29 protein-coding genes and 1 tRNA gene are annotated in these 26638 nt (G+C 66.3%); 19 read left to right on the top strand and 11 right to left on the bottom strand.

Going from position 1 to position 26638, the window contains the following annotated elements; translation table 11 throughout:
- The first annotated feature begins 94 nt into the window (after positions 1-94).
- From MRBLWO13_RS15950 to MRBLWO13_RS15940, 3 genes are read left to right on the top strand one after another with little or no spacing between them, the layout of a single operon-like run.
- Positions 95-589 carry a hypothetical protein gene (locus MRBLWO13_RS15950; RefSeq protein ID WP_341975070.1) on the top strand — a complete coding sequence of 165 codons (495 nt, stop codon included), beginning with the start codon at positions 95-97 and terminating at the stop codon, positions 587-589.
- Entirely contained in the window at positions 586-1326 is a 741-nt protein-coding gene (locus tag MRBLWO13_RS15945) for a hypothetical protein (RefSeq protein ID WP_341975069.1), read from the top strand. Before MRBLWO13_RS15950 ends, MRBLWO13_RS15945 begins: the two co-directional genes overlap by 4 nt.
- Entirely contained in the window at positions 1323-1805 is a 483-nt protein-coding gene (locus tag MRBLWO13_RS15940) for a hypothetical protein (RefSeq protein WP_341975068.1), read from the top strand. Before MRBLWO13_RS15945 ends, MRBLWO13_RS15940 begins: the two co-directional genes overlap by 4 nt.
- Before the next feature lie 234 nt (positions 1806-2039).
- On the opposite strand, the gene MRBLWO13_RS15935 is transcribed toward MRBLWO13_RS15940, so the two are convergent.
- From MRBLWO13_RS15935 to MRBLWO13_RS15920, 4 genes are all read right to left on the bottom strand, one after another.
- On the bottom strand, positions 2040-2300 hold the full coding sequence (locus tag MRBLWO13_RS15935) for a hypothetical protein (protein ID WP_341975067.1): 261 nt from the start codon (positions 2298-2300) through the stop codon (positions 2040-2042).
- Positions 2301-2538: 238 nt separating this feature from the next.
- On the bottom strand, positions 2539-2922 hold the full coding sequence (locus MRBLWO13_RS15930; RefSeq protein WP_341975066.1) for a hypothetical protein: 384 nt from the start codon (positions 2920-2922) through the stop codon (positions 2539-2541).
- Positions 2923-2988: 66 nt separating this feature from the next.
- Positions 2989-3561 carry a hypothetical protein gene (locus tag MRBLWO13_RS15925; RefSeq protein ID WP_341975065.1) on the bottom strand — a complete coding sequence of 191 codons (573 nt, stop codon included), beginning with the start codon at positions 3559-3561 and terminating at the stop codon, positions 2989-2991.
- A gap of 31 nt (positions 3562-3592) precedes the next feature.
- Positions 3593-4387: an inositol monophosphatase family protein gene (locus tag MRBLWO13_RS15920; RefSeq protein WP_341975064.1), complete on the bottom strand. Its 795-nt coding sequence runs from the start codon at positions 4385-4387 to the stop codon at positions 3593-3595.
- 112 nt (positions 4388-4499) lie between these two features.
- Here MRBLWO13_RS15920 and MRBLWO13_RS15915 point away from each other — a divergent pair.
- Positions 4500-4572, top strand: a tRNA-Lys gene (locus MRBLWO13_RS15915).
- 66 nt (positions 4573-4638) lie between these two features.
- Here the strand turns inward: MRBLWO13_RS15915 and MRBLWO13_RS15910 are convergent.
- Complete coding sequence (locus MRBLWO13_RS15910; protein ID WP_341975063.1) at positions 4639-5145, bottom strand: GNAT family N-acetyltransferase; 507 nt, start codon at positions 5143-5145, stop codon at positions 4639-4641.
- Positions 5146-5224: 79 nt separating this feature from the next.
- Here MRBLWO13_RS15910 and MRBLWO13_RS15905 point away from each other — a divergent pair, with 79 nt between their 5' ends.
- Positions 5225-5626, top strand: coding sequence for a protease inhibitor I42 family protein (locus MRBLWO13_RS15905; RefSeq protein ID WP_341975062.1), 402 nt, complete (start codon positions 5225-5227; stop codon positions 5624-5626).
- A gap of 25 nt (positions 5627-5651) precedes the next feature.
- On the opposite strand, the gene MRBLWO13_RS15900 is transcribed toward MRBLWO13_RS15905, so the two are convergent.
- From MRBLWO13_RS15900 to MRBLWO13_RS15885, 4 genes are read right to left on the bottom strand one after another with little or no spacing between them, the layout of a single operon-like run.
- On the bottom strand, positions 5652-6140 hold the full coding sequence (locus MRBLWO13_RS15900; RefSeq protein WP_341975061.1) for a YbaK/EbsC family protein: 489 nt from the start codon (positions 6138-6140) through the stop codon (positions 5652-5654).
- A gap of 35 nt (positions 6141-6175) precedes the next feature.
- The gene (locus MRBLWO13_RS15895; protein ID WP_341975060.1) at positions 6176-7399 is read right to left on the bottom strand and encodes an MFS transporter; all 1224 of its coding nucleotides are present in this window, start codon (positions 7397-7399) and stop codon (positions 6176-6178) included.
- Entirely contained in the window at positions 7396-7833 is a 438-nt protein-coding gene (locus tag MRBLWO13_RS15890) for a MarR family transcriptional regulator (protein ID WP_341975059.1), read from the bottom strand. The genes MRBLWO13_RS15895 and MRBLWO13_RS15890 overlap by 4 nt, the downstream gene beginning before the upstream one ends.
- 35 nt (positions 7834-7868) lie before the next feature.
- Positions 7869-8657, bottom strand: a complete 789-nt coding sequence (locus MRBLWO13_RS15885; protein WP_341975058.1) for an IclR family transcriptional regulator — start codon at positions 8655-8657, stop codon at positions 7869-7871.
- Positions 8658-8761: 104 nt separating this feature from the next.
- Here MRBLWO13_RS15885 and MRBLWO13_RS15880 point away from each other — a divergent pair, with 104 nt between their 5' ends.
- The 3 genes from MRBLWO13_RS15880 to MRBLWO13_RS15870 are packed head-to-tail and all read left to right on the top strand — an operon-like array spanning position 8762 to position 11386.
- Positions 8762-9550 carry a CoA transferase subunit A gene (locus MRBLWO13_RS15880; protein ID WP_341975057.1) on the top strand — a complete coding sequence of 263 codons (789 nt, stop codon included), beginning with the start codon at positions 8762-8764 and terminating at the stop codon, positions 9548-9550.
- Position 9551: 1 nt separating this feature from the next.
- Positions 9552-10205 carry a CoA transferase subunit B gene (locus MRBLWO13_RS15875; RefSeq protein WP_341975056.1) on the top strand — a complete coding sequence of 218 codons (654 nt, stop codon included), beginning with the start codon at positions 9552-9554 and terminating at the stop codon, positions 10203-10205.
- Positions 10202-11386 carry an acetyl-CoA C-acetyltransferase gene (locus MRBLWO13_RS15870; RefSeq protein WP_341975055.1) on the top strand — a complete coding sequence of 395 codons (1185 nt, stop codon included), beginning with the start codon at positions 10202-10204 and terminating at the stop codon, positions 11384-11386. Before MRBLWO13_RS15875 ends, MRBLWO13_RS15870 begins: the two co-directional genes overlap by 4 nt.
- 7 nt (positions 11387-11393) lie before the next feature.
- Here the strand turns inward: MRBLWO13_RS15870 and MRBLWO13_RS15865 are convergent, their stop codons facing one another.
- Positions 11394-11693: a hypothetical protein gene (locus MRBLWO13_RS15865; protein ID WP_341975054.1), complete on the bottom strand. Its 300-nt coding sequence runs from the start codon at positions 11691-11693 to the stop codon at positions 11394-11396.
- 9 nt (positions 11694-11702) lie between these two features.
- Positions 11703-12908 carry a PLP-dependent aminotransferase family protein gene (locus MRBLWO13_RS15860; protein WP_341975053.1) on the bottom strand — a complete coding sequence of 402 codons (1206 nt, stop codon included), beginning with the start codon at positions 12906-12908 and terminating at the stop codon, positions 11703-11705.
- Positions 12909-13097: 189 nt separating this feature from the next.
- Between MRBLWO13_RS15860 and MRBLWO13_RS15855 the strand changes: the two genes are divergently transcribed.
- The 11 genes from MRBLWO13_RS15855 to MRBLWO13_RS15805 all read left to right on the top strand — a co-directional run bounded on the left by MRBLWO13_RS15855 (position 13098) and on the right by MRBLWO13_RS15805 (position 26603).
- On the top strand, positions 13098-14345 hold the full coding sequence (locus MRBLWO13_RS15855; protein WP_341975052.1) for an MFS transporter: 1248 nt from the start codon (positions 13098-13100) through the stop codon (positions 14343-14345).
- Positions 14346-14416: 71 nt separating this feature from the next.
- Positions 14417-15847, top strand: coding sequence for a trehalose-6-phosphate synthase (locus MRBLWO13_RS15850; RefSeq protein ID WP_341975051.1), 1431 nt, complete (start codon positions 14417-14419; stop codon positions 15845-15847).
- A gap of 69 nt (positions 15848-15916) precedes the next feature.
- Positions 15917-16714: a trehalose-phosphatase gene (gene otsB / locus MRBLWO13_RS15845; protein ID WP_341975050.1), complete on the top strand. Its 798-nt coding sequence runs from the start codon at positions 15917-15919 to the stop codon at positions 16712-16714.
- A gap of 9 nt (positions 16715-16723) precedes the next feature.
- Positions 16724-18457 carry a dihydroxy-acid dehydratase gene (gene ilvD, locus MRBLWO13_RS15840; RefSeq protein WP_341975049.1) on the top strand — a complete coding sequence of 578 codons (1734 nt, stop codon included), beginning with the start codon at positions 16724-16726 and terminating at the stop codon, positions 18455-18457.
- A gap of 59 nt (positions 18458-18516) precedes the next feature.
- The gene (locus MRBLWO13_RS15835; protein ID WP_341975048.1) at positions 18517-20319 is read left to right on the top strand and encodes an acetolactate synthase large subunit; all 1803 of its coding nucleotides are present in this window, start codon (positions 18517-18519) and stop codon (positions 20317-20319) included.
- A 3-nt stretch (positions 20320-20322) separates the two neighbouring features.
- The gene (ilvN, locus tag MRBLWO13_RS15830) at positions 20323-20832 is read left to right on the top strand and encodes an acetolactate synthase small subunit (protein WP_102191937.1); all 510 of its coding nucleotides are present in this window, start codon (positions 20323-20325) and stop codon (positions 20830-20832) included.
- A 60-nt stretch (positions 20833-20892) separates the two neighbouring features.
- Positions 20893-21921: a ketol-acid reductoisomerase gene (gene ilvC / locus MRBLWO13_RS15825; RefSeq protein ID WP_341975047.1), complete on the top strand. Its 1029-nt coding sequence runs from the start codon at positions 20893-20895 to the stop codon at positions 21919-21921.
- A gap of 91 nt (positions 21922-22012) precedes the next feature.
- Positions 22013-23275 (top strand): alpha-L-fucosidase, encoded by a 1263-nt coding sequence (locus MRBLWO13_RS15820; RefSeq protein ID WP_341975046.1) that lies wholly within the window; start codon positions 22013-22015, stop codon positions 23273-23275.
- A gap of 232 nt (positions 23276-23507) precedes the next feature.
- Positions 23508-24767, top strand: coding sequence for an extracellular solute-binding protein (locus MRBLWO13_RS15815; RefSeq protein WP_341975045.1), 1260 nt, complete (start codon positions 23508-23510; stop codon positions 24765-24767).
- A gap of 20 nt (positions 24768-24787) precedes the next feature.
- Positions 24788-25693 (top strand): sugar ABC transporter permease, encoded by a 906-nt coding sequence (locus MRBLWO13_RS15810; protein ID WP_341975044.1) that lies wholly within the window; start codon positions 24788-24790, stop codon positions 25691-25693.
- Positions 25683-26603, top strand: coding sequence for a carbohydrate ABC transporter permease (locus MRBLWO13_RS15805; RefSeq protein ID WP_341975043.1), 921 nt, complete (start codon positions 25683-25685; stop codon positions 26601-26603). Before MRBLWO13_RS15810 ends, MRBLWO13_RS15805 begins: the two co-directional genes overlap by 11 nt.
- Positions 26604-26638 lie beyond the last annotated feature (35 nt).

The raw sequence follows: 26638 nt of genomic DNA, 5'->3' as shown, positions 1-26638 counted from the left end.
GCGCTACGGCTCGCCGAGACGGTCGACGAGAGCGGCACTGCTTCAGCCGCCGGATTGCTGCGAGTCCTAATGGGTGCGTCAACGACTGATCGACATGCTCGCGCAATTCGGGATCACCGGGGCCGAAGCAGAAGCCTACGCCGACAAGCTCGGACTCATCCCCGGCAACATAAACACCGCGGTGACTTTGACCGGCGCGGAAGAAGCGGAACTGAAGCTGCGGGCTCTGAAGGAACGCCTAGACGCGATTCCCGGCAACACCTACAAGCGGATCACGCTGGAATCGTTCTCTGTCGGGAACAAGGACGTGTCGATCGGCGAATGGGCTACCGGCGGGCCGGTTCGCGGACCCGGGACGAGCACATCCGACGACGTGCCCGCAATGCTGTCAGACGGCGAGCATGTCCTGACTGCAGCCGAAGTGCGGGCAGCTGGTGGCCACAGCGCGATCGAGAAATACCGTGCCGCATTACGGAGCGGTGAATGGAGAGGCATCACGTCGGCCAGGGGTATTGCTGCCAAGACGGCCGACAGCGAGGAGTACGCTATGGAGCTCCCATCCGGGGCGAAGAGGAAGGGAAGCTCTTGACGCTGCTGATGTACACAGTCTGGCAAGACGCGGCCGAGATCGTTTCTGACACATTGGTCACCGCCGCAGATGGACGTACACCCGTTCGGTATCAGTCGAAGGTGTGGGCCATTCCTCGACTGAACCTAGCCATGGCCACAACAGGTACTGCCGAAATCGGCGCGGCTCTGCACGCTCAACTCAACGCGGATCTGGCAATCGTCGACGTCGAAGGCGCCAATGCGACCGCACCAGGAAGACTGAGGGCGATCGAGCGCGAACTGATCTCGATCGCTGGAGATATCGGCAGCACGACCGTCTACCTCTTCGGGTTTCCGCATGAGAGCGAACTACTTTCGGCCTTCAAGTACACGTCGATGGACGGAGGCACGTTCGAGTCGCAACGTATCCCGGCAGGAGAGTTCGCTGTCAAGCCCAAGCCGCAAACGTTTACGCTGTCATCCGCGCCGGATGCACGCGAGGAGAAGATCGCGCTGGCATGTCGTGTCCGCGACGAACAGCTAGACCTGATGGAAGCCGGTGCCAAGGCAGTCGCCATCGGCGGCGAGCTGATGGCTTTCCTGGTGGAGAACGGAAGCGTCCAGGCGGAACGACTGTTTCGTTTCCCGGACTATGACGAGGCACTGGCGATGAGAGGGGATCTCCGCGAGACGCCTCAACCGGCTGCACCCGTCACGTCGCGTTCCACCGCGGCGGACGTCGCGGTGGAACGCTTGTGGCTAGGCTCTGCTACATGACCCCCGCTGAACTCGCCGTCGAACTGAACGTCTCACCGAAGTGGGTTCGCGCGGTCGCTCGTGAGATGTTCCCGCGGGATGAGTCGGAGCATGGCGGTCCGTGGCGCTTTGATCTGGAACAGGTGTCGCGACTTCGGCGCCGCATACCGACGAGGGCTGAAGCATGGGTGATTGCACTCGACCCAGCAGGGGCGCGCTCAACCGATCCTGTGTTGCCCTGGGAAGCGAACGAAGTGATCGCTGTGCTGCCCGCGTCGCACACAGCCGGAGAGGCGGACGCTGCGCTGAAAGCAGCCGTCCAGATCATATTTCCCTGGGAAGATCGCTCGGAGCTACTGTTGTTTGCCAACGCCGACGACTACGTGCGTGGAGCCCTTCACTACTGGGACATTCTTCACCCATACGTCCAAGTCGTTCAGGCGCGAAACCTCCGGGTCGAATCGGGGCGTCTTCGTTTCGATCCCGTGCTGCGCCGTTGACGGCATGGGGCCGCGTTGCTCCCGGTCTCGATCTTCTAACGCCGCCCGACCCGCACCACAACGGGTGCCACAACGAAGCTCGAAAACGGATGTCGGCCGATGTAGTTTCATGCATGTCGCCATCGAGTGGAGAGCGGAATATTGCCGAAATTCGGCGGATCCCGCTAGCAGAAGTAAGCCGCGGGGCATAAGTTCGATTCCCCCCAGCTCCACGAATGGTGTCAAACATGTGTATCACCACACTGCAAGTGGGGATTCAGAATGGTCGTCACCATGTGTATCATCCGAGACAAGTTGAGCGTCTCGGAGAATGGTCGCTGTCACCAGTGGAAAAGTCATCGCGCGCGCGCGGTCGACCGCCCTGTTCGTCAGGGTGGTGGACCGCGTGCGCCGAAGCAACAGGCCGAGAGGCGAGAGAAGCAGGATCTCGACGCGGCCCGAGAGCGCATCACCGACCTCGAGTCCGAGCGCGATGCGCACCTGCAGGCTCTGCACGCGTACTTCGTCGCTAGCGCCCCGAGGAGCCGCTCGGAAGTATCATTCCAACAGGTTGATCTCGTGCTCTCGAGTTCCTCGATGACACATGAGACACATCAGAAAACAAACTTAGCTCCACGGAACCGCTGTCATACAGGAGAACCCCGACAACCGCGTGACCACGCGGATGTCGGGGTTTTCTGTGTTTGTAGGGGAAATGCACTCTCCAAGAACCGGAGACGGGCCGATCCCGACCTCAGGGGTTCGCGACGGAGGCAGCCAGCGTCCCCGTGGACGCAAGCGCCGCCTGCAGGGCGTTCGCGGTTTCCTCGAATGCGGTCTTGGTCTTCGCCGCACCGATCGCACCGCCCTTGAGGGCGCCGGCGGTCATATCGCGATTCAGGCGGGCGATGAGGCGCCCTTGAGCATCCTGCGCGTAGTCCACAGCGAAGGACACATGGAAGTTCTTCCCGGCCAGAGCGCCGATCCAGAGTGTCGCGGCCTTGCTGCCGCGCGCGGCGACGATCGTCGTCCCGTTCGGCAGCGCGTTCAGCGCGTACCCTTCCGCCTGCAGAGCAGCGGCGATCGTCGCCCTGGCGGCGGTGTGGTCGCCGTTGATGATGAAGTCGTGTGATGCCATGGGGGTCCTCAGGAAATGGGGGCGTGGTTCCGACGAAGCCTAGCCGCATCCCGAAACGTCAGCGGATCAGCCGGCCCACTCGATGAGGATCAGTCCCTGCCTCGTGTCAGCGAATTTCACCCAACCATCGCCGAAGAGGTAGGTCATGCCGTAACCGTCTTCGTCGGTACCCATCGAGTGCTCGGCATCCTCGGTGATGTACACGCCCTCCGATGAATCCTCGCGCTGCCACCCGTCGGCCAGCAGAGCAGCCTGCGCCTTGTCAGCGTCGGATGCGCTGATCTGGGACCATCCATAGAGCTGACCATGATCGGAGGCGACGGTGTAGTCCGCCCAGAAGCAGAGCAGCCCCTGCGGGAGGGGCACGCCTCCGATGTTGAACTCCTTGACCCCCGCGGTCCAACCTTCATCGGTGAGCGCCTCGACCGTGCCCTGCGAGACCATCGTCTCGCAGGTGGGAGCCGCGCTCGTGGCTGCAGGGGTGGGCGTGGTCACCGGTTCGGCGCTCGCCTCCGCGGCGGGCTCCGACGCCTTGGGCGTCGGGATCGTCCCGGTATCGGTCGGCGCGCCGGCGCACGCAGTGAGAACGAGCGCGAGGAGCAGCGCCGAGGCGGCGGCAGTAGAGATGCGGGGGATCATCGCTGGGCCCTGTCGTGTGTCTGGGGTGGAGTCAGTGCAGGAGGTCGAGGAAGGCACCGTGCAGGATGCCGTTACTGGCGAGTGTCGAACGGGCAGAGATCGTCTCGACGCCGTCGAACGAGGTCATTCGGCCACCGGCCTCGCGGACGATCGGGACCGCAGCGGCGATGTCGTATTCCTTCACCTCGAACTCCGCGACCATCTCGAGACGTCCCTCGGCAAGGAGCATGTAGGCGAACACATCGCCATATGCTCGGTCGCGCCAAGAGTGTTCGGCAAGCTTCAGCAGAGCGGGCAGTTGGCCGGCCTCGGCCCATTGCGTGATGCTCTGGAAGCTCACGCTCGCGTCGCTGATGGAAGACACGGATGACGCGCGGATCCTCCGCGGTGCGGCGTCGGTCGCGGTCCAGGATCCTCCGCCGGTCGACGCCCACCAGCGACGCCCGAGTGCGGGCATGCTGACGACACCGACCTGAGGGACGCCGTCGATGGCGAGCGCGATCATCGTGCCCCAGAGCGGGACTCCGCGCAGGAAGTTCGCCGTGCCGTCGATCGGATCGATGATCCACTGGCGGTGCGTATCGCCCTGCGCGCCGAATTCCTCGCCGAAGATGCCATCCTCTGGGCGCTCGGCGGCCAGAATCTCTCGGAGCGCACGCTCCGTCGCGAGGTCGGCGTCCGTGACGTGCGAATTGTCGGCTTTCGTCGAGATCTCGAGGTCGGCCGCATCGAAGCGCGGCAGCGACTGTGCGTCGGCAGCATCCGCCAGTCGGAGGGCGAGCTCGAGGTCGTCGCGGAGGTCGGCGGCAGCGGGGGAGGCGGTCACCTTCTCAGGATAGCCTTCCCATTCCGGGTCTCCGTCGGCGGGTCGGCCTCGATTTCGCATGACGCCGATCGACTGGTAATGTAATTCCTCGGCCGGGGTCATCCCGGGCCACGCACCTCTAGCTCAATCGGCAGAGCAACTGACTCTTAATCAGTGGGTTCTCGGTTCAAGTCCGAGGGGGTGCACGGAATCGCCTCGAAGACTCTCGCCAGTCTTCGGGGCTTTTTCATTTTCCGAACCGAACGCTGCGCTCAGGCGGCGGGAGCGCTCAGATCGAGCACCCATTCGTTGAAGGTGAGCTCGGCATCGCGGAACACGTCGGTGACGGTTCCCGCGTGCGTGAAGCCGGCCTTGCGGCACACCGCATTGGACGGTCCGTTCGTCACGGACGGGAAGGCCGTGAGGAGGCGTCGCTCGGAGCTGTGCTCGCGCATGACGTCGATGAGAAGCGCGAGGGCCGTGGACGCCATGCCGTGCCCTTGAGCCTCCGGCGTGACGAACCAGCCGGTCTCGAAGACGGCCTCGCCGTGCCAGTTAGTCCGCCAGCATCCGATCGAGCCGAGCGGACGATCGCCGTCGATGACCACGAACATCCATGCCTCGCCCGACTCGCCGAGTCGCAGATAGCGCTCATGGCGCGCGATCAGCTGCTCTTCGGTTTCCGGGCCGTTGAGGTGCGCCGTCATCTCGGCGGTGTTGGCCAGGCGCAGCAGATCGAAGTCGTCGACAGACCAGCGGCGAAGAGACAGTTCATTCACGCGCCCAGGATGCCATGCGTCACCGACACGGTGCGATACCGTGAGCCTCGACATGAGGGGTGGGCAGATGGCGAACAGGATGACTCGCACGGTGCTGTCACTGGCAGCGGCCGCAGTGGTCGGCTTCGGGCTGGCGGGGTGCGCAGGCGCCGCTGAGAAGACCGTCGACTACACGGTGGACTCCGTGACTCTCGCACCGGGGGAGACGCTCGTCGTCGACTTCGGGGAGATCAATCCCTCGGTCGGAGATGCGTGGGTGATCACGCAGGAGCCGGATGCAGCGGTGCTCGGCCCCGGCGACGAAGAGACGCGCTACCTCGGCGAGGAGGGAATGACCGGTGCGCCTCTCGAGTTCTCGTACCGGTTCGCTCCGGTGGGCTCGGGAACCACCGTCATCGAGTTCGAGTACGAGTTCCGTGGCTCCGTGCCTGAGGAGACTTCGGACCAGAAGACGGCGAAGATCGCGGTCACGGTCAAGTGATCACGGCCCGCGTGCGTCCGGGCGGTCAGCCGGCGGCGACTTTCACGATCTGACCGTTCGTCATTCCGACGAGCTGAGCGAATGTCAGCGGCATCACGGTGTGCGGGGTGCCGCCCGCCGTCCAGATCTGCGGGTAGGCCTCGAGAGATTCGTCGATGAATGTGGGCAGCGGAGCCGGGTGGCCGACAGGGGCCACTCCGCCGATCGCCTGCCCGGTGACGTCGCGGACGATCGCGGCCGGCGCCATGTCGACGGCATCCGCTCCGACACTGTCGGCGAGCACAGCGAAGTCGACCCGATGCCGGCCGCTCGTCATGACGAGCACCGGCGCGCCGTCGACGACGAGCACGAGGCTGTTCGCGATCGCACCGACGTCGCAGCCGATGGCGGCAGCGGCGGCCGCTGCGGTGCGGGCGGAATCCGGCAGGACGACCACGTTGGTGTCGACCCCTGCCGCCGCGAGATGCTCCTGCACGATGCGGCTCCGCGGCGGAAGGGTCTGTTCTGCGGTCACGACGGCGTCCTTTCAGAAGCGTTCAGAGCCGCGGATCATGCGGCATCTCCGATGAGAATAGCCTCCGCGTCCTCGAGCGCATCCTCGACGGGTTCGTCGATGCGATTGAGCACTCGGCGACCGAAGAAGACGATGAGAGCGGCGAGCAGGATGGATGCTGCCGCGAACAGATACGGCACGGTGGCGTCGAAGGCGTGCCAGAGCAGTGCTGCCAGCGGCGGGGCTGCTGCTCCACCGAGGAACCGAACCGCGGAGTAGGCCGATGATGCCACGGAGCGCGGGAGATCCGTAACCTCCATGACCGCTTCGGTCAGCACCGTGTTCATGATGCCGAGGAGGAGCCCGCCGACGATGATGCAGACGACCAGGGCAGCAGCGTTCGTGACGACCAGCCCAGCGGCGATGAGATCGAGGGCGAGCATCGGCAGCACCACGAGGATGATCCGCGTTCGCGGCATCCGGCGCATGAGAACCGGGGCCACCCACACACTCGTCACGGCGAGCGCGACGCCCCACCCGAAGAAGGTGAAGCCGATTCCCATTGCGCCGAAGCCCAGTGGGAAGGGCGAGAAGGCGAGCAGCACGAAGAACCCGATGTTGTAGAACAGCGCGGTGGCGGCCAGTGCGGCGAGTGCCGGGTGGCCGAGGGCTTTGAACGGGGCCGTGAACGGTATCGGCTCGCGCGTCTCGGTCGGGCCGCGCAAGAGAGCGAGCACCGCGATGAACGCGATCGCCATCAGCGCGACGACGCCGAAGAACGGTCCACGCCAGCTCTGCTCGCCGAGCAGGCCGCCGATCAGGGGACCCACCGCGATGCCGAGGCCCAGGGCGGCCTCGTAGAGCACGATGGCCGCGCTGCTGCCGCCGGAAGCGGCACCGACGATCGTCGCGAGCGCTGTGGAGATGAACAGCGCATTGCCGAGGCCCCAGCCGGCGCGGAAGCCGATCACGGCGTCGACGCTGCCGCTGAGCGCGCACAGCAGGGCGAAGACCACGATCAGGCCGAGCCCGATCAGCAGCGTCGCTTTCGCGCCGATCCGGCTGGAGATCCAGCTGGTGACGAGCATCGCGAGACCTGTGACGAGCAGGTAGCTGGTGAAGAGCAGCTCGGTCTCCACCGGCGTCGCTTTCAGCGACTCGGCGATGGCCGGAAGGATCGGATCGACGAGGCCGATCCCCATGAAGGCGACGACGCACGCGAAGGCGACGGCCCAGACCTGCGCCGGCTGCTTCCAGACAGAGGGGGCGGGAGTGCTCACCGTGCTTCTCCTGTCTTCGCGCTGCCGATGTGCTCGGTCAAGATCTTCGCTGCCCGCATCAGGACACTCCAGTCGTCGTCGCCGAGATCAGCGAAGCGTGGGGCGAGTGTGTCCCGGAACTCCTCACGCCAGGACCGCAGCGCGGTCACGCCCTCGGCGGTGATGTCGACGACCACGGCTCGGGAATCGGTCGGGTCCGCTGAACGGCGCACGAGTCCTTCGCGTTCGAGACTGCCGAGCAGCCGGGTCATCCCCGGCTGCGTCGTGCGCGCCGCAGACGCGAGTTCGCCGACGCGCTGGCCGCCGCCCTGCTCGAGCCGGCTCAGGACGCGCCACTGGGCCGCTGGGGCCTCGTTCCCGGCGTCCTGTGCGGCGATCCGGGCGAGGGCGTGTGCGGAAAGCACGAGCGAGGGGATGATGTCGTCGCGATTCATACCATTCAGTATATATCAGATGGTATGGAATGGCTTCAGCGTCGAGCGCCGGCGATCCGAGCGGAGAGCTGATGCGCGTGCGCGAGGAGGGTTCGCCCGAGATCGGCGATACGGTCCGGGCCGAAGCGGAATCCGACCCCGGTGAGACTCAGCGCCCATTCCGGACGCCCGGCGCGATCGAACACCGCAGCGCCGATGCCCCAGCTGCCCTCGACGATGAGGCCGGGGTTGATCGCGTAGCCGCGCTCCTTCGTCTCGGCGAGGCGAGTGCGCAACGGCTTCTGGCCGTGCGGACGCCCCCACTGCGACGCCAGGTCGGGATGGCGATCCAGATAGGCATCCACATCGTGGTCAGGGAGGAAGGCGAGGATCGCGAGTCCGGCGCTCGCGACGCCGAGGGGGAAACGCACCCCTTCGCTGAGCACGAACGAACGGATCGGGAACGAGCCCTCCTCGCGCAGCAGGCAGACCGTCTCGTCAGCACGTCGCACCGAGAAGAAGGCGCTCTCCTCGGTCTTCACGGCCAGTGACCGGACGATGTCCCTGGCCTGTGCGGTCACGTCGTAGCGTGCCGCAGCCACTGATCCCATGAGGAAGAGCTCGGGTCCCGGCATCCAGCGCGTACTCTCGCCGTCGCGGTCGACGAGGCCCTCCGCGCGCAGGGCGGTGAGAAGGCGGTGCGCGGTCGAGCGCGACAGGTCGGCTGACCGTGCGAGATCCTGCAGCGAGGCGCCGTCCGCACCGCTCGAGGTCACCAGGCGCAGCAGCAGTGCCGCGCGAGCGATCGCCTGTGCACCGGGGACGGTTCTCGAAGCCTGTTCCATAATGTGGACGCTATCTCCGACTTCGGCCACATCGCAAGACCCGGCTTCCCTCAGGCGGGTGCGAAGCGGATGCTGGAGGGAGGACACGATGCGAAGGAGTACGCGTGATCGACAAGCAGTGGGCGTCCGCGACGGAAGCCGTCGCCGATATCTCTGACGGTGCATCGCTGGCGGTGGGCGGGTTCGGGCTCTCCGGCAACCCGATCGCCCTCATCGAGGCGCTTCTCGCCCAGGGGACGAAGGATCTCAGCGTCGTGAGCAACAACTGCGGCGTGGATGACTGGGGGCTCGGCGTACTGCTCGCGGCGCACCGCATCCGCAAGATGACCTCGTCGTATGTGGGGGAGAACAAGGAGTTCGAGCGTCAGTTCCTCACGGGCGAGCTCGAGCTGGAACTGACCCCGCAAGGAACCCTGGCAGAGAAGCTGCGCGCCGGGGGGTCCGGGATCGCCGCGTTCTTCACGCAGACCGGTGTGGGCACGCAGGTCGCCGAGGGCGGTCTCCCGCAGCGGTACGACCCTGACGGCTCGATCGCCGTCGCCTCGCCGGCCAAGGACGTGCGCTCCTTCGACGTCCGGGGTGAGCAGCGCGAGTTCGTCCTCGAAGAGGCGATCACCACCGACTTCTCGCTCGTGCACGCCCTCGTCGGTGACCGTCACGGCAATCTCATCTTCAACAAAGCCGCCAGGAACTTCAATCCGCTGGCGGCGATGGCCGGGCGCATCTGCATCGCGCAGGTCGAGCGACTTGTTGAGCCGGGCGAGCTCGACCCCGATCGTGTCCACCTCCCCGGAGTCTTCGTGCATCGCATCGTCGAGGTCGGCTCCGACATCCCCAAGCGCATTGAACGGCGCACTGTTGCGGTTGCCGTGGACGCCACGGAAGGAGCGTGAGATGACACTCACCCGAGACCAGATGGCCGCACGCGCTGCGGCCGAGCTGCAGGACGGCTCCTATGTCAATCTCGGCATCGGTCTGCCGACGCTCGTGCCGAACCATGTGCCCGACGGTGTCACCGTCGTGCTCCAGTCGGAGAACGGAATTCTGGGCGTCGGACCGTACCCGCGGGAGGACGCCGTCGACCCTGACCTCATCAACGCCGGGAAGGAGACCGTCACGGTTCTCGCGGGGTCCGCGTACTTCGATTCGGCGATGAGCTTCGGGATGATCCGCGGTGGAAAGATCGACGCCGCGATCCTCGGGGCGATGCAGGTGTCGGCCGCGGGAGACCTGGCGAACTGGATGATTCCGGGAAAGATGGTCAAGGGCCCCGGGGGAGCGATGGATCTCGTGCACGGCGCGGCCCCCGTCATCGTGCTGATGGAGCACGTCGCGAAGGACGGCTCTGCGAAGATCGTCGACGAGTGCTCGCTGCCGTTGACCGGACGCGGAGTGGTGGATCGGATCATCACCGATCTCGCCGTCATCGACGTGACGCCGGCCGGGCTCGTGCTGGTCGAGACGGCACCGGGTGTCACGGTCGACGAAGTGATCGCCGCGACCGAGCCGCAACTGATCGTGGCCGAAGCATTGAAGGAGCAGTCATGAGTGAGAAGGAAATCGTCATCGTCGCAGCGGCCCGTACGCCGCAGGGGCGACTGAAGGGGCAGTTGGCGTCGTTCACCGCGCCGCAGCTCGGATCGTTCGCCATCCGCGGTGCGCTGGAGCAGGCCTCCGTGGATCCCGCCGAGGTCGACGCGGTCATCGTCGGGCAGGTGCTCGCCGCAGGTTCCGGGCAGAACGCCGCGCGCCAGGCGGCCATCGGCGCTGGAATCGGGTGGGATGTGCCTGCGCACTCCGTGAACAAGGTCTGCCTGTCGGGTCTCACCGCGATCATCGACGCCGCGCGGATGATCCGCGTCGGGGATGCGACCGTAGTGGTCGCCGCCGGGATGGAGTCGATGACGAGGGCGCCGCACCTGCTGATGGGATCCCGCGACGGGTGGACCTACGGCAGCGTCGAGGTGCTCGACCACATGGCGTTCGACGGGCTCACCGATGCGTACGACAAGGAGAGCATGGGCGCATCGACTGAGCGGCACAACGCCCGTTATGAACTCACGCGCGAGGCTCAGGATGCGGTCGCTGCGCTGTCGCACCAGCGTGCCGCCGCGGCGCAGGAGGCGGGCGTCTTCGCGGATGAGATCGTCGAGATCTCCGTTCCGCAGCGGCGCGGGGAACCGGTACGGGTGACGAAGGACGAGGGCATTCGCCCGGACACCACGGCGGAATCGCTCGCCGGGCTGCGCGCGGCCTTTGCCGAGGGCGGATCGATCACCGCGGGGAACTCCTCGCAGATCTCCGACGGCGCGTCTGCTGTCATCGTCACCTCGCGCGCCAATGCGGAGGCGAAGGGCTGGCCGATCCTGGTGACCGTCGGAGCGAGCGGTCAGACCGCCGGTCCCGACAACTCCCTGCAGGCGCAGCCGGCGCGCGCGATCGAGCGGGCCTGCGAGAAGCAGGGCATCACCCCCGTCGATCTCGATCTCGTGGAGATCAACGAAGCTTTCGGTGCTGTTGTGGCGCGGTCGCAGAAGGAACTCGGCGTGGCCTCCGACATCGTCAATATCCACGGCGGCGGCATCGCCATCGGGCATCCGATCGGAGCATCCGGAAACCGGCTCGTCGTGCACGTCGCGCACGAACTGGCACGTCGGGGCAGCGGCACCGCTGCGGTGGGGCTGTGCGGCGGCGGCGGTCAGGGAGAGGCGCTGATCCTTACACGCTGAGCCGTGGTCAGCGGCGTCGGTCCTTGGCGTGCCCCTGGGCGTCGGCCATGGCCTTCTGCGAGCGGAACTGCAGTCGCTGCGCCTTCTTCGACTTCTTCACGGACTGGGGGGAGTCGGCGTCCACGAGAACACCGCGCCTTGCGCGGTTCATGTCGACCACGGCCCCGACCGCGAGTGCCATGGTGATGCCCCAGCTCAACCAGGAGAGCACGGCCCGCCAGGTGATGGGTTCCTCGCGCGTGCCGCGCAGGAGCGAGACGCCTGCCGAGATCGCGGCGATGAGTCCGGTGCTGAAGAGGTAGCGCATGCCCCTACGCTACCCGGCGTCGCCCCAGGCGGTGCCGAGCCTTGACAAGCCGTCCCGGATCCGCTCCGGTGCGTAGGTGGTGAATGAAAGGCGGAGAGCCCGACGATCCGCCGGACCGGCGAAGAACGGCGCGCCGGGCACGTAAGCCACGTCGTGCGTCAGCGCCGAGGCGAGCAAAGACGTGGCATCCAGCCCCTCAGGCAGCCGAGCCCAGACGAACATTCCACCGTCCGGCCGGTTCCAGGAGCTCCCGGCCGGCAGCGCGGACGGAAGCGCGTCGAGCATCGCATCGCGCCGTTCGGCGTAGGCGGAGCGGATTCGCTCCAGCGCGGCTTCGCCGCGACCGGAGTCCAGATAGTGAGCCGCAGCCGCCTGGTCGACCGTGGAGGTGTGCAGGTCGGCGGCCTGCTTGGCGATCGTGACCGTCGGTCGAACGTCGGCGGTCGTCCGGATCCAGCCGATGCGCAGGCCCGGCGCGATCACCTTCGAGAAGCTGCCGAGGCTGAGCACGTGGTCGGGAGCGAAAGCCGACAAAGACGGGAGGGGGTCGCCGGAGTAGCGCAGCTGCTTGTACGGCTCGTCCTCGATGATCCGGAAGCCGTGCCGGATCGCCGTCTCGGCGATCCTCCCGCGCGCAGGGAACGCGTGGGTCCTCCCAGTCGGGTTCTGGAACGTCGGCACCGTGTAGAAGAACTTCGGAGAGTGTTCGGCGGCGAGGCGTTCCAGCGCGTCGAGGTCGAGTTCATCCCCGGCATACGGAACGCAGATGACATGAGCGCCGGCCAGCGCGAACGTCTGCAGGGCGGCGAGGTAGCAGGGCTCCTCCACCAGGATGCGATCGCCGGGATCGAGCAGCGCCGTGGCGAGCAGGCCGAGGCCCTGTTGCGATCCCGTGGTGATGATCAGATCGGATGCCGCCGTCTCCAGACCGTCGGCGGTGTAGCGCCGAGCCACCTCTTCTCGCAGTGCGGGGTTGCCATCGGAGGGGGAGTACTGCAGCACGTTCGGCTGGCGCAGCACGTTGTCGAAGGAGTCGCGGATCCCGTCGAGGTCGAACAGCTCGGGGGCAGGAAGTCCGCCGGCGAAGGAGATGACCTCCGGCCGTTCGGTGAGCGCGAGAAGATCACGAACCGGTGAGGTCTTCGCCGAAGCCGCGCGCTGCGATCTTCCCGGCAGGGTGAGAATCCGGTCGGCGGTGTCCGCGGCTGACGTCATGTCGGTCTCTCCGTCCTGGGGCGTGTCGCCCAGGATAGCGCCGCCGCTCTCCGCACGCGGCCACTGTGTCGCGGTATCATGGAGTCGCCGCAATTCGACTGCGGCCGCACACCGTGTAACTACCGGCCGCCGGCATTCCGGCGGACAGCGGCGGCACCAGATCACCGCGTCCGTCGACGCGTGAGAGCCATGGCACAGACACACATCGCACCTCGGCAGAGCCTTCTCAAGCTCGCAGGTCTCCCGTATTTCCTGATCGCCTTCATCGCGCGGCTACCTTTCGCGATGATGGTGGTCGGCGTCCTCACCGTCGTCGTCGCCGCCCGCGGATCGATCTCCCTCGGCGGACTCACGTCGGCATCCGTCGGGCTCGGAACGGCGTGCTTCGGGCCGTTCCTCGGCGCCGCCGCCGACCGGTTCGGGCAGCGAGTCGTCCTGCTGACCCTGGCGGTCGCGAACGGCACGATGCTGGTGCTGTTCACCGCCACCGTCTACAGCTCCGCCGCCGATGCCCTCGTGCTGCTCACCGCCGTCGGGATCGGCGCGACCGCACCCCAGGTCGCCCCGATGTCGCGCTCGCGATTGGTCACGATGATCGCGGACCGGATGCCGCCAGCCCAGCGCGCCGGCACGCTCTCCGGGACGATGGCCTATGAATCGGCCGCGGATGAGACGGTGTTCGTGTTCGGCCCGTTCCTCGTCGGCGTCCTGGCCTCTGCCATCGCGCCGTGGGCTCCGTTGGTCGGAGCGGCAGCGCTCACCGTCCTGTTCGTCGGTGCGTTCGCGCTGCACCCGAGCGGTCGCCACGTCTCGCTGGACCGTGACGCGTCAGGGCGGGCGCCGTCTGCCGTCGCTGATCTGTTCCGTCCGCAACTGCTGGTGGTGGTGATGGGCATCCTCGGTGTCGGGCTCTTCTTCGGCGCGATGCTCACGGCGCTCACGTCATTCATGGCTGATCGGGGTGCTCCGGAACAGGCTGGTCTTCTCTACGGCGTGATGGGCGTCGGGTCGGCGCTGCTCGCCCTCGGCGTCGCCTGGCTTCCGCCGTCGTTCTCGCTCCGCGCACGCTGGCTGGTGTTCTCCGGCATCCTGCTGGCCGGCTCGCTGCTGCTCGGATTCGTCGATTCCGCCGCGATGATGATGCTCGCATTGGCGATCATGGGCGTCGGTATCGGACCGACCCTCGTCACCCAATACAGCTTCGGCGCCGCACGCAGTCCGCTCGGACGTTCGGCGACCGTGATGACGATGCTCGGGTCCGGCGTCATCGTCGGACAGTCGATCGGCGCCGCGGTCACGGGGGCGATCGCCGAGAGCGTCGGCACGGCGCCCGCACTCGTGCTGCCGGTGGTCGCAGCGTCCATCGCATTTGCCGCGGGAGTCGTGAACTGGTTCCTCAGCCGCACCCGACCGCGCCGTCGTCGCGTCGCAGCCTGACAGGCGTGGCGTCGGAGGCTCGGCAACCTCGATAGCCTGGGGGCACTGAACCGCTGGCGTGAGGAGTCATCATGACCGCCGCAGATTTCGTCGTCGTGGCCAACCGGCTGCCCGTCGACCGTGTTGCAGGGCCCGACGGAGAAGAAGTCTGGCGCACGTCGCCGGGTGGACTCGTGGCTGCGCTCGAGCCCGTGATGCAGAGCGTCAACGGCGCCTGGGTGGGGTGGCCGGGGCAGGCCGACCTCGAGGTGAAGCCCTTCGCATCCGGTGGCATCCGACTCATCCCGATCGCGCTGAGTGAGCAGGAGGTCGCGGAGTACTACGAGGGATTCTCCAACGACACGATCTGGCCGCTCTACCACGATGTGATCGCGCCTCCTCAGTACCACCGCGAATGGTGGGACGCGTACGTCGCGGTGAACCGGCGCTTCGCTGACGCCGCTGCCGCCGCGGTCGCGCAGGACGGGACCGTCTGGGTGCACGACTACCAGCTGCAGCTCGTTCCGCAGATGGTGCGGGCGCTGCGACCGGATGTGACCATCGGGTACTTCCATCACATCCCCTTCCCGACACACGGGCTTTACGCACAGCTGCCGTGGCGTGGCCAGGTGCTGCGCGGGCTCCTCGGCGCGGACGTGATCGGATTCCAGCGGGCGACCGATGCCACGAACTTCCTCAACGCCGTGCGCCGCCGGTTGAAGTACGAGATCAAGTCGTCGACCGTCACCGTGCCGTCGGGCAACGGCGAGATCGACGACAGAGGCGATTCGCACCGCGCGCTGGTGAAGGCCTTCCCGATCTCGATCGACACGGCGCCGTACATCGAGCTCGCCCGGCGCCCGGACATCCAGGCGCGCGCAGCCGAGATCAGAGCGAACCTCGGCAATCCGAAGTACGTGCTGCTCGGAGTCGACCGCCTGGACTACACCAAGGGCATCGGTCACCGCGTCAAGGCATACGGTGAGCTGCTCGCCTCAGGAGACCTCTCCGTCGAGGACGTCACACTCGTGCAGGTCGCGAGTCCGAGCCGCGAACGCGTGGACGCGTACGCGAACCTGCGCGACGAGATCGAGCTCTCCGTCGGCAGGATCAACGGCGACACCGACACGATGGGGCACACCGCGATCCGGTACCTGCACCAGGGGTTCCCCCGTGAGGAGATGGCGGCCCTGTACCTGGCCGCCGACGTGATGCTCGTGACCGCCCTCCGTGACGGCATGAACCTCGTGGCCAAGGAATACGTCGCCACTCGAATCGACAATCGTGGTGTGCTCGTGCTGAGCGAGTTCGCCGGTGCTGCCGACGAGCTCGGCAACGCGATCCTGGTGAATCCTCATGACATCGAGGGCCTCAAGGAAGCCATCATGCGCGCTGTGGAGATGCCGCCGCGGGAACAGACACGACGGATGCGTGCGCTCCGGCGCCGAGTGCTCGACAACGACGTGAACGCCTGGTCGAACTCGTTCCTCGCCGCCCTCGCCGCGGCGCGCGAAGCACGCTGACCGCCGCGTGCGGCCGGGCTCCTGCGTGAGAGGCTGGCAGAGCACGGATACCGAACAAGGAGATGCCCTGTGACCCGCAGCTGGACCCCCGGAACACCGGATGCCGACCTCTCGGCGATCGCCCGGACGCTCCGACTGGTCGTCGCGCTCGACTTCGACGGCGTCGCTTCGCCTCTGGTCGCCGAACCGATGGCGGCACGGGCCCTCCCCGAGGTGGCCGCTCAGGCGAGCCGACTCGCGTCGTTGCCGGACACCCTCGTCGCCTACGTCTCCGGGCGAAGCTTGCACGACCTTCGTGAGATCACCGAACATGACGACGCCTCGCCGATAGTTCTCGCCGGCTCGCACGGCGCTCAGTACTGGTATCCGGGCACCGGTGAGCTCGACAGCGGAAGCGAACAGACGGCCGGAGAGACACGCGAGGCACTCTGGGAGGCAGCCCGGCCGATCATCGACCGTTACGTGGGGGCTGAGTTCGAGCCGAAGACCTTCGGGATGGGTGTGCACACCCGTCGCGCTGACCGCGAGACCGAGACTCAGGTGTTCGCCGAGATCGACGCGCTCGTCGCCGAGCGATTCCCGGGTCTGCGACGTCGGGCCGGACACCGTGTACTCGAGTTCTCCTCCCGTACCGAGGGCAAGGACGCCGCGATGGCCGCCCTCCGCGAACACTTCGATGCCACCGGGATCCTGTTCGCCGGCGATGATGTCACGGACGAGGACGCGATGCGCGTACTTCAGGACGACGATCTCGGGGTGCGGGTCGGGCCGGGGGAGAGCGCGGCGGCGCTCCGTGTGGACAGCCCACAACAGATCGCCCAGCTTCTGGAGACGCTCGCGGACGAGCGGGCCGCGCGGCAGGAATAGACTGCCGTCATGTCCCCGCATGATCCTTCTGCCAGCGCGCCCGCCGATTCCCGCACCGTCGACATCAAGCCCCGCAGCCGAGTCGTCACCGACGGCATTGAAGCCACGACTTCTCGTGGCATGTTGCGTGCCGTCGGCATGGGAGATGCCGATTGGGAGAAGCCGCAGATCGGGATCGCGTCCAGCTGGAACGAGATCACCCCTTGCAACCTGAGCCTCGACCGTCTCGCTCAGGGTGCGAAGGAGGGCGTGCACGCCGGCGGCGGATACCCGCTGCAGTTCGGCACCATCTCGGTTTCTGACGGCATCTCGATGGGCCACGAGGGCATGCACTTCTCGCTCGTGTCGCGCGAGGTCATCGCCGACTCGGTCGAGACCGTGATGATGGCGGAGCGGCTCGACGGGTCCGTGCTCCTCGCGGGTTGCGACAAGTCCATCCCCGGGATGCTGATGGCCAGCGCCCGTCTCGGCCTCTCCAGCGTGTTCCTGTACGCCGGGTCCATCGCGCCCGGCTGGGTGAAACTCTCGGACGGCACCGAGAAGGAAATCACGATCATCGACTCGTTCGAGGGCGTCGGCGCCTGCCGAGCGGGCCGGATGAGCGAGGAGGACCTCAAGCGCATCGAGTGCGCCTTCGCTCCGGGAGAGGGCGCATGCGGCGGCATGTACACCGCCAACACCATGGCGTCCGTCGCCGAGGCCCTCGGCCTCAGCCTCCCTGGATCAGCCGCCCCGCCCGCAGCCGACCGTCGTCGTGACTACTACGCGCACCGTTCCGGTGAGGCGGTGGTCAACCTGCTCCGCCAGGGCATCACCACCAAGGACATCCTGACCAAGGAGTCCTTCGAGAACGCGATCGCCCTCGCCATGGCGCTGGGCGGCTCGACCAACGTCGTCCTGCACCTCCTCGCCATCGCCCGTGAGGCCGAGATCGAGTTGAGCCTGCACGACTTCAACCGCATCGGCAGCAAGACCCCGCACGTCGCCGACATGAAGCCGTTCGGGCAGTACGTCATGAACGACGTCGACCGCCACGGCGGAATCCCGGTCATCATGAAGGCGATGCTCGACGAGGGGCTCCTCCACGGCGACGCGCTCACGGTCACCGGCAAGACCGTTGCCGAGAACCTGGCCGACCTGAACCCGGACCCGGTGGATGGCGACGTCATCCACACGTTCGACAACCCGATCCACGCCTCCGGCGGCATCACGATCCTGCACGGATCGCTCGCACCCGAGGGCGCCGTCGTCAAGTCCGCCGGCTTCGACGCCGACGTGTTCGAGGGGCCGGCCCGTGTGTTCGAGCGCGAGCGCGGGGCGATGGACGCCCTCGCTGCCGGCGAGGTCAACGCGGGCGATGTCATCGTGATCCGCTACGAAGGACCCAAGGGTGGGCCCGGGATGCGCGAGATGCTCGCGATCACCGCCGCCATCAAGGGCGCCGGGCTCGGAAAAGATGTACTACTCTTGACAGACGGTCGATTCTCAGGCGGCACAACCGGACTGTGCATCGGCCACATAGCACCCGAAGCGGTGGACGCAGGTCCTATCGCCTTCGTGCGCGATGGTGATCTGATACGGGTCGATATCGCGGCTCGCACCCTCGACCTACTCGTCGACGATGCAGAGCTCGCCTCCCGCCGCTCTGGCTGGGAGCCGCTTCCCCCGCGCTATACCCGTGGCGTTCTTGCCAAGTACTCGCGTCTCGTGCGGTCCGCCGCCGAAGGCGCGACGACCGGCTGAATCGCGTCGGCCACGCCTCCGGCATCCGACGTCGTCCACAGACCACCAGAAGGAATGTCATGACTGCTGATCCCGTCTCGGCCGTGCCGAGGCCACCCGCCCGCCAATCCGCCGCCCCAGAGCTCTCGGGCGCCGAAGCCGTCGTCCGGTCGCTGGAGCTGCTCGGTGTCACCGACGTCTTCGGGCTGCCCGGTGGTGCGATCCTCCCGCTCTACGACACGTTGATGGGCGACTCCCAACTCCGCCACATCTTGGTGCGCCACGAGCAGGGCGCCGGCCACGCGGCCGAGGGCTACGCCTCGGCGTCGGGCCGCGTCGGGGTCTGCATCGCGACGTCCGGTCCCGGCGCCACGAACCTCGTCACGGCGATCGCCGATGCCTACATGGACTCGGTGCCGCTGGTCGCGATCACCGGTCAGGTGTTCTCCACGCTGATGGGGACGGATGCCTTCCAGGAGGCCGACATCGTCGGCATCACGATGCCCGTGACGAAGCACTCCTTCCTCGTGAAGGACCCCGCGGACGTTCCAGGAGCCCTCGCCGCCGCCTTCGAGATCGCCTCCACGGGCCGCCCCGGTCCCGTGCTGGTCGACATCACCAAGGACGCGCAGCAGGCATTCGCGCCGTTCATCTGGCCGCCCAAGATCGATCTTCCCGGGTATCGCCCGGTGACGAAGGCGCACGGCAAGCAGATCCAGGCCGCAGCGAAGCTGCTGGCCGAGGCGAAGAAGCCGGTCCTGTACGTCGGTGGCGGCGTGATCCGCGGCCGCGCATCGGCGGAACTGCTCGAGTTCGCCGAATCGACCGGCGCTCCCGTCGTGACGACCCTGATGGCACGCGGGGCGTTCCCTGACTCGCACGCGCAGCACCTGGGCATGCCCGGGATGCACGGCACGGTTCCCGCCGTGCTGGCGCTGCAGGAAGCAGATCTGCTGATCTCGCTCGGAGCTCGCTTCGATGACCGCGTGACCGGCAAGGCCGCGCTGTTCGCACCGAACGCGAAGGTCGTCCACGTCGACATCGACCCGGCAGAGATCTCCAAGATCCGCACCGCGGACGTGCCGATCGTGGGTGATGTGCGCGAAGTGCTGATCGACCTCGACGCGGCGTATCGCGGCACCGTCGGTGACACGAAGCCGGACACCGAGGAGTGGTGGTCGTACCTCGACGGACTGCGCGATGAGTTCCCGCTCGGCTTCGCGCCGACCACCGACGGACTTCTCGCACCGCAGTACGTGATCCAGCGCATCGGCGAGCTCACCGGTCCCGAAGCCGTGTACGCGGCGGGCGTCGGACAGCACCAGATGTGGGCTGCCCAGTTCATCAAGTACGAGCGTCCCAACGCCTGGCTGAACTCCGGGGGAGCAGGCACCATGGGCTACTCGGTACCGGCGGCGATGGGTGCGAAGGTCGCCGAACCCGATCGTGTGGTCTGGGCGATCGATGGTGACGGCTGCTTCCAGATGACCAATCAGGAGCTCGCGACCTGCACGATCAACAACATCCCGATCAAGGTCGCGATCATCAACAACTCCTCGCTGGGCATGGTGCGCCAGTGGCAGACCCTGTTCTATGACGGCCGGCACTCCAACACCGATCTGAACACCGGGCACGGCACGGTCCGCATCCCCGACTTCGTCAAGCTGTCCGAGGCCTACGGGTGCCTTGCGATCCGCGTGGAGAAGGAAGAGGAAGTGGATGCCGCGATCAAGCTGGCACTCGAGACCAACGACCGTCCTGTGGTGATCGACTTCGTGGTCAGCGCGGATTCGATGGTGTGGCCGATGGTGCCGCAGGGCGTCAGCAACAGCTACGTCCAGTACGCGCGGGAGCACGCCCCCGAGTTCGATGAGGAGATCTGAGCCATGTCGACCCACGTACTGAGTCTGTTGGTGGAGAACAAGCCCGGTCTCCTCACGCGCGTCGCCGGGCTCTTCGCCCGTCGCGGCTTCAACATCGAGTCGCTCGCTGTCGGCGTGACCGAGGTGCCCGGAATCTCCCGCATCACGGTCGTCGTCGACGTGGAGGACCTGCCCCTCGAGCAGGTGACCAAGCAGCTGAACAAGCTGATCAACGTCATCAAGATCGTCGAGCTGGACCCGGCGTCCTCCGTGCAGCGCGACCACATGCTGGTCAAGGTGCGCACCGACAACGCGACCCGCTCGAACGTGATCGAGGTCGTGAACCTGTTCCGGGCCTCGGTCGTCGATTACGCCCCCGACGCTCTGGTCGTCGAGGTGACCGGCGACAAGGGCAAGGTCGAAGCGATCCTGCGCGCACTGGAGCCCTTCGGCATCAAGGAGATCGCCCAGTCCGGCCTCCTCGCCATCGGCCGTGGCGGCAAGAGCATCACCGAGCGCGTCCTGCGCGGCTGACCACTTTCACAATTTCAGGGACTCCGTGTCCCGCACGAACCACTACCAAGGAGAAAAACAGTGAGCACCGAGATCTTCTACGACGCAGACGCAGACCTGTCCCTGATCCAGGGCAAGAAGGTCGCGATCGTCGGCTACGGATCGCAGGGCCACGCCCACGCGCAGAACCTGCGCGACTCGGGTGTCGAGGTCGCGATCGCCCTCAAGGAGGGCTCGAAGTCCGCCGCGAAGGCCGAAGAGGCCGGCTTCCCGGTCAAGACGGTGGCGGATGCCGCCGAGTGGGCTGACGTCATCATGATCCTCGCGCCGGACCAGTACCAGCGCACGATCTTCAACGAGTCCATCAAGGACAAGCTGACCCCGGGCAAGACGCTCGCGTTCGCACACGGCTTCAACATTCGCTTCGGGTACATCGACGCTCCCGAGGGCGTCGACGTCATCCTCGTCGCCCCGAAGGCTCCCGGGCACACGGTGCGTCGTGAGTTCGTCGCCGGCCGCGGCATCCCGGACATCATCGCCGTCGAGCGCGACGCGTCCGGCCACGCCTGGGACCTCGCGCTCTCCTATGCGAAGGCGATCGGCGGCACGCGTGCCGGTGTCATCAAGACGACCTTCACCGAAGAGACCGAGACCGACCTGTTCGGTGAGCAGGCCGTGCTCTGCGGTGGCGTCAGCCACCTCGTGCAGGCCGGCTTCGAGACCCTGGTCGAGGCGGGCTACCAGCCGCAAATCGCCTACTTCGAGGTGCTGCACGAGCTGAAGCTCATCGTCGACCTGATGTGGGAGGGCGGCATCGCCAAGCAGCGCTGGTCGGTCTCCGACACGGCCGAGTACGGCGACTACGTCTCCGGCCCGCGCGTCGTGACTCCCGAGGTCAAGGCGTCGATGCAGGCGATCCTCTCCGACATTCAGTCGGGTGCCTTCGCGAAGCGCTTCATCGACGACCAGGACAACGGCGGCGAAGAGTTCCTCGCGCTCCGCGCGAAGGAAGAGACGCACCCGATCGAGGCGACGGGCAAGGAGCTGCGCGCTCTGTTCGCGTGGAAGCAGCAGGACGAAGACTACGTCGACGGCAGCGCTGCGCGCTGATCTGAAGCACGAAGAAAGGGCGTCCCGCGAGGGGCGCCCTTTCTCGTCCCTCCGCTGGGATACATCCGATGTCTTTGGCTAGGATGAGGCCATGCGACAGGACTGGTTCAGTGACGCCCGATTCGGCATGTTCGTCCACTTCGGGCTCTACAGCGCGGCGGCCCGACACGAGTGGGTGCAGAGCTTCGAGCGCCTCACCGATGCCGACTACCGGCAGTACTTCGAGCATTTCGACCCTGATCTCTTCGATGCCCGTGCTCTCGCGCGCACGGCGAAGGAGACGGGAATGGGTTATGTGGTGCTGACGACGAAGCACCATGACGGCTTCTGCCTCTGGGATTCCACACTCACCGACTTCACCTCCACCGTCGCCGTCGACCGGGACCTCGTCCGCGAGTACGTCGAGGCCTTGCGTGCAGAGGGGCTCAAAGTCGGTCTCTATCATTCGCTGATCGACTGGCGTCATCCGCATTTCACCCTCGACTGGACCCACCCGCGCCGCGACGACGACGACGCACGCGACCTCGACGCGGGTAGGGACATGGCCGTGTATCGGGAGTATCTGCACGGTCAAGTGCGTGAACTGCTCACCGAATACGGCGACATCGACTACCTGTTCTTCGATTTCACCAGCCCCGACGAGAAAGACGGCTGGCCGGGGAAGGGGCCGGACGACTGGGATGCGCAGGCGTTGCTCGCGCTGTGTCGAGAGCTGCAGCCGAACATGCTGGTGAACGACCGGCTCGGCATCCCTGCAGACTTCGTCACACCGGAGCAGTACCAGCCGACCGCGCCCCTCGTGCGCGACGGGAGCCCGCTGGTGTGGGAGGCATGTCAGACCCTCAACGGCTCGTGGGGGTATCACCGTGACAACACCGACCAGAAGTCGGCGACCCTGCTGGCTCAGATGCTCGTCGATTCCGTATCGATGGGCGGCAACATGCTGCTCAACATCGGACCCGACGGGCGCGGAGCGATCGTTCCTCGTGATGCCGCGACCCTGTCCGAGATCGGGACCTGGATGCGGTTGCACCGAGACGCCGTCATCGGGGCCGGGCATTCCTCGTTCGTCCCGCCTCGTGAAGGCGTGTACACGCGTCGCGGCAATCGCCTGTACCTGAGTCTCTTCTTCTGGCCGATGGGATTCGTGCATCTCCCGGAGCTCGCCGGAAAGGTCGCGTACGCACGCCTTCTCAATGACGGCTCGTGGCTGCGGACGAGTGTGTCAGATCCTGGGCAGGAAGCCGACCTCATGACGCCGGCCGGTCAAGCAGAGGGCACGCTGACGGTGCATCTCCCGGTGCAGCGCCCCGATGTCCTCATCCCGGTGATCGAACTCACGCTGACGGACTGACGGGCATTCTGAGATCGGCGCGCTCCTCGGAGCGCGCCGATCGTCGTCGAGCCATCACGCGGGTGCAGAGGACCGGCTGCCGCGGCGTCTCTCTTTGGTGACCCCAATTCGCGCAGACATCCGATGTTCAGCTTGCGCCATCCCCTGAAGTATGAAACGGTAACTTCATACGAAACCCTCCTAGGTTGTTTCGATTTTAGGAACAACCTTCCCGTTCCCAAGGAGTAATTCAATGAAGAAGATACGCATGGGCGCCGTCGCCGCCATCGCCGGCGTCGCCGTCGCCATGACGGGATGTGCCGGCTCCGGTGGAGCGTCCGGTTCTGGTGACGACGGCACGATCGTCGTCGACATGTGGGCCGGCTCTGCCGACGACACGAAGGCCCTCGAGGCGCAGATCAAGATCGCCCAGGAGCAGAACCCCGACCTGAAGATCGAGCTGCGCACGGCGCCATGGGGTGACTTCTTCACGAAGCTCACGACCAACATGGCGTCCGGCAACATGGCGTGCGTCACCGGTATGAACAGCGGCATGCTGTCCAGCTACACCGACGGCTTCGCCGAGCTCAGCGCGGCCGACCTCAAGACCGCCGGACTCGCCGAGAGCGATTTCGCACCGGGCGCGACCGAGATCCTGAAGAACAAGGGCACGATGTACGGCCTTCCCTTCGACGTCGCCACGATGCTCGTCTACTTCAACGCCGATCAGCTCGCTGCATCCGGCGCGGCGACTCCTGCTCCCGGCTGGACCTTCGACGACTTCGAAGCGACGGCCAAGGCGGCCACCAGCAACGGCAAGGCGGGCTTCGCCGTGGGAATGGGCGACTTCCAGTGGCAGGCTCTTCCGATCGCGAAGGCGGGCCTGCAGCCGGTCAGCGCCGATGGTGAGCTGCAGCTGACTGACAAGAAGTTCGTCGAGGCGGCCACGTGGTACGGGGACCTCGTCTCCGCACAGAAGGTGGCGCTCCCTGTCGCGTCCGCATCCGACACCGGCTGGGGAGAGAACCAGTACTCGAGTGGCAATGCGGCGATGGCAGTGGACGGCACCTGGAACGCGGTGAGCTACCTCGCCAACGAGTCGGGTTTCGCCGCAGGCATGGCGCCGCTTCCGTCTGAGGGCGGCGAATCGCTCAGCCTCATCCTCGGTTCCGGCTTCGGCATCTCCAAGACCTGCGAGAACAAGGAAGACGCCCTCAAGGTGCTCGGCTCGCTTCTCAGTGCCGACGCTCAGGACTACATCGCCTCCTCCGGGCGCAGCTACCCGGCGCGCGCCGAGAGCCAGCCGCTCTACTTCGAGTCGATCGATGAGAAGTACCGCGCGCAGGTCGAAGAGGTCTTCACGGCAGCGTTCGAGAACGTCCAGGGCCAGTACGTCAGCGACAACTGGTCGAAGGTCGGCACCTACGTCCAGCCGCAGCTGGTGAGCGTGTACAACGGGCAGGAGACGATGGCCAAGGTCCTCGAATCCGCCCAGCAGCAGTTCGCCAACTGACGAACTGAGGAAGAAGAGAGATGACCGCCAACGTGCCACGTCGCAGGTCTCTCGCCAAGGTCGAAGGCCGCCAGGCGCTGGGGTTCGCAACCCCGGCCCTGGTGGGCCTCGCCCTGTTCACCATCGTGCCTGTCGTGCTCTCCGTCGTGATGAGCTTCTTCGACTGGCCGACGTTCGGCGAGAAGACCTTCATCGGAATCGACAACTACATCCGGCTGTTCACGGCCAGCCCGGACTTCTGGCCGGCGATGCGGAACACCGCGGTCTTCACGATCCTCTACGTTCCGCTGAACGTCGGGCTGTCGCTCGTGCTCGCGATGGCCCTGGGGCCGCGCATTCGCGGTCGCGGCGCCCTCCGCGTGCTGTTCTTCATCCCCGTGGTGACGCCGATGGTCGCCAACGTGCTGGTGTGGAAGATGCTCCTGCAGCCACAAGGCCTGTTCAACGGCGCTTCGGAGAGCTGGTTCGGGGTGACGCTGCCGAACTTCCTGGCCGACCCGCAGTGGGCGATGATCATGGTCGTCATCATGAGCGTCTGGCAAGGCGTCGGATACAACATGCTCATCTTCTCGGCGGCGCTCGAGCAGTTGCCGGAGTCGGTGATGGAGGCCGCCAGGATCGACGGTGCGAGCGGATTGCGGATGCAGCTCAGCATCGTCGTCCCGATGATCTCGCCGGCGGTGTTCTTCGCCACGATCATGACGATGATCACGGCGCTCCAGGTGTTCGTGCAGCCGCAACTGCTCACCGGTGGCGGACCCGGAAATGCGACGCAACCGCTGGTCCAGTTCATCTACAACCAGGGCTTCAAATTCCAGGAGCTGGGCCTGGCCGCTGCGGGCGCGTGGATCCTGTTCGCTCTCATCATCGTCATCACGGCGCTGCAGTTCGGCGCGCAGAAGAAGTGGGTGCACTATGAGCACTGACCTGCAGACCTCATCCGTTGTGCTCGGCGATGGCGAACACGTCGAGGTCGACCGCAAGGGACGCACCAGGGCGCCGCTGAGCGCAGCGGAGCGTACCAGACTCGTCATCGCGCATGTGCTCGTCTATATCGCCGCGGCGATCTTCGTCTCGCCGATCGTGTACGCGTTCTTCTCGGCGCTCAAGCCGAACTCCGAGATGTTCACGATGCCGCCGTCGCTGGTCGCATCCGAGGTGCGCTGGACGAATTTCCTCGACGTGTTCGCTTACGGGCCGTTCCTGACCTACATTGGCAATTCGTTCTTCGTCGCGATCGCCGGCACGCTCGTCGTGCTGTTCGTCTCGACCACGGCCGGCTACGCCTTCGGACGGCTGCGATGGAAGGGGCGGGATGCCGTCTTCGTCCTGTTCCTCGCGACGCTCATGGTCCCCGCCGAGGTCCTCGTGATCCCGATGTTCCAGGTCATGCAATGGTTCGACTGGGTCGACACCTACCAGGCGCTGATCTTCCCGTTCGCGTTCACCGCGTTCGGCACCTTCCTGATGCGTCAGTTCTTCCGTGGCATCCCGTACGAGCTCGAAGAAGCCGCGCGCGTCGACGGCGCGGGGCCGGTCCGGTCGTTCGTGCAGATCATCCTGCCGCTCGCCAAGTCGGCCGTCGCCGTGCTCTCGGTCTTCACGTTCCTGTCTTTCTGGAACAGCTATCTGTGGCCGCTCATCGTGACCGTGGACTACAACGCGCACGGCACGCTGCCGATCGGCCTCGCCAGCTTCTCCGGCCTCACCGGCACCCGCTGGGACCTGCAGATGGCCGCTGCGATCATCTCGATGGTCCCGACGACCGTGCTGGTAATCGTGCTCCAGAAGCACCTGGTCAAGGGGATCGCGATGGCAGGACTCGGCGGGCGCTGATGTCCGCGGCTCGCATGCACGACGAGGAGAAGAAG

Origin of the sequence: Microbacterium sp. LWO13-1.2 (genome assembly GCF_038397725.1) — a bacterium.
GTDB lineage: Bacteria > Actinomycetota > Actinomycetes > Actinomycetales > Microbacteriaceae > Microbacterium.
The sequence above is the reverse complement of the archived record's forward strand: the minus strand, read 5'-3'. Positions and strand labels throughout refer to the sequence as shown.

Excerpts from the sequence above, each read along its gene's own strand:
- MRBLWO13_RS15950 (WP_341975070.1), top strand. The coding sequence starts at position 95 with ATGCTCGCGCAATTCGGGATCACCGGGGCCGAAGCAGAAGCCTACGCC.
- MRBLWO13_RS15940 (WP_341975068.1), top strand. The coding sequence starts at position 1,323 with ATGACCCCCGCTGAACTCGCCGTCGAACTGAACGTCTCACCGAAGTGG.
- MRBLWO13_RS15930 (WP_341975066.1), bottom strand. The coding sequence starts at position 2,922 with ATGGCATCACACGACTTCATCATCAACGGCGACCACACCGCCGCCAGG.
- MRBLWO13_RS15925 (WP_341975065.1), bottom strand. The coding sequence starts at position 3,561 with ATGATCCCCCGCATCTCTACTGCCGCCGCCTCGGCGCTGCTCCTCGCG.
- MRBLWO13_RS15905 (WP_341975062.1), top strand. The coding sequence starts at position 5,225 with ATGACTCGCACGGTGCTGTCACTGGCAGCGGCCGCAGTGGTCGGCTTC.
- MRBLWO13_RS15890 (WP_341975059.1), bottom strand. The coding sequence starts at position 7,833 with ATGAATCGCGACGACATCATCCCCTCGCTCGTGCTTTCCGCACACGCC.
- MRBLWO13_RS15885 (WP_341975058.1), bottom strand. The coding sequence starts at position 8,657 with ATGGAACAGGCTTCGAGAACCGTCCCCGGTGCACAGGCGATCGCTCGC.
- MRBLWO13_RS15875 (WP_341975056.1), top strand. The coding sequence starts at position 9,552 with ATGACACTCACCCGAGACCAGATGGCCGCACGCGCTGCGGCCGAGCTG.
- MRBLWO13_RS15870 (WP_341975055.1), top strand. The coding sequence starts at position 10,202 with ATGAGTGAGAAGGAAATCGTCATCGTCGCAGCGGCCCGTACGCCGCAG.
- MRBLWO13_RS15865 (WP_341975054.1), bottom strand. The coding sequence starts at position 11,693 with ATGCGCTACCTCTTCAGCACCGGACTCATCGCCGCGATCTCGGCAGGC.
- MRBLWO13_RS15860 (WP_341975053.1), bottom strand. The coding sequence starts at position 12,908 with ATGACGTCAGCCGCGGACACCGCCGACCGGATTCTCACCCTGCCGGGA.
- MRBLWO13_RS15855 (WP_341975052.1), top strand. The coding sequence starts at position 13,098 with ATGGCACAGACACACATCGCACCTCGGCAGAGCCTTCTCAAGCTCGCA.
- MRBLWO13_RS15850 (WP_341975051.1), top strand. The coding sequence starts at position 14,417 with ATGACCGCCGCAGATTTCGTCGTCGTGGCCAACCGGCTGCCCGTCGAC.
- ilvD (WP_341975049.1), top strand. The coding sequence starts at position 16,724 with ATGTCCCCGCATGATCCTTCTGCCAGCGCGCCCGCCGATTCCCGCACC.
- MRBLWO13_RS15835 (WP_341975048.1), top strand. The coding sequence starts at position 18,517 with ATGACTGCTGATCCCGTCTCGGCCGTGCCGAGGCCACCCGCCCGCCAA.
- ilvN (WP_102191937.1), top strand. The coding sequence starts at position 20,323 with ATGTCGACCCACGTACTGAGTCTGTTGGTGGAGAACAAGCCCGGTCTC.
- MRBLWO13_RS15820 (WP_341975046.1), top strand. The coding sequence starts at position 22,013 with ATGCGACAGGACTGGTTCAGTGACGCCCGATTCGGCATGTTCGTCCAC.
- MRBLWO13_RS15815 (WP_341975045.1), top strand. The coding sequence starts at position 23,508 with ATGAAGAAGATACGCATGGGCGCCGTCGCCGCCATCGCCGGCGTCGCC.
- MRBLWO13_RS15810 (WP_341975044.1), top strand. The coding sequence starts at position 24,788 with ATGACCGCCAACGTGCCACGTCGCAGGTCTCTCGCCAAGGTCGAAGGC.
- MRBLWO13_RS15805 (WP_341975043.1), top strand. The coding sequence starts at position 25,683 with ATGAGCACTGACCTGCAGACCTCATCCGTTGTGCTCGGCGATGGCGAA.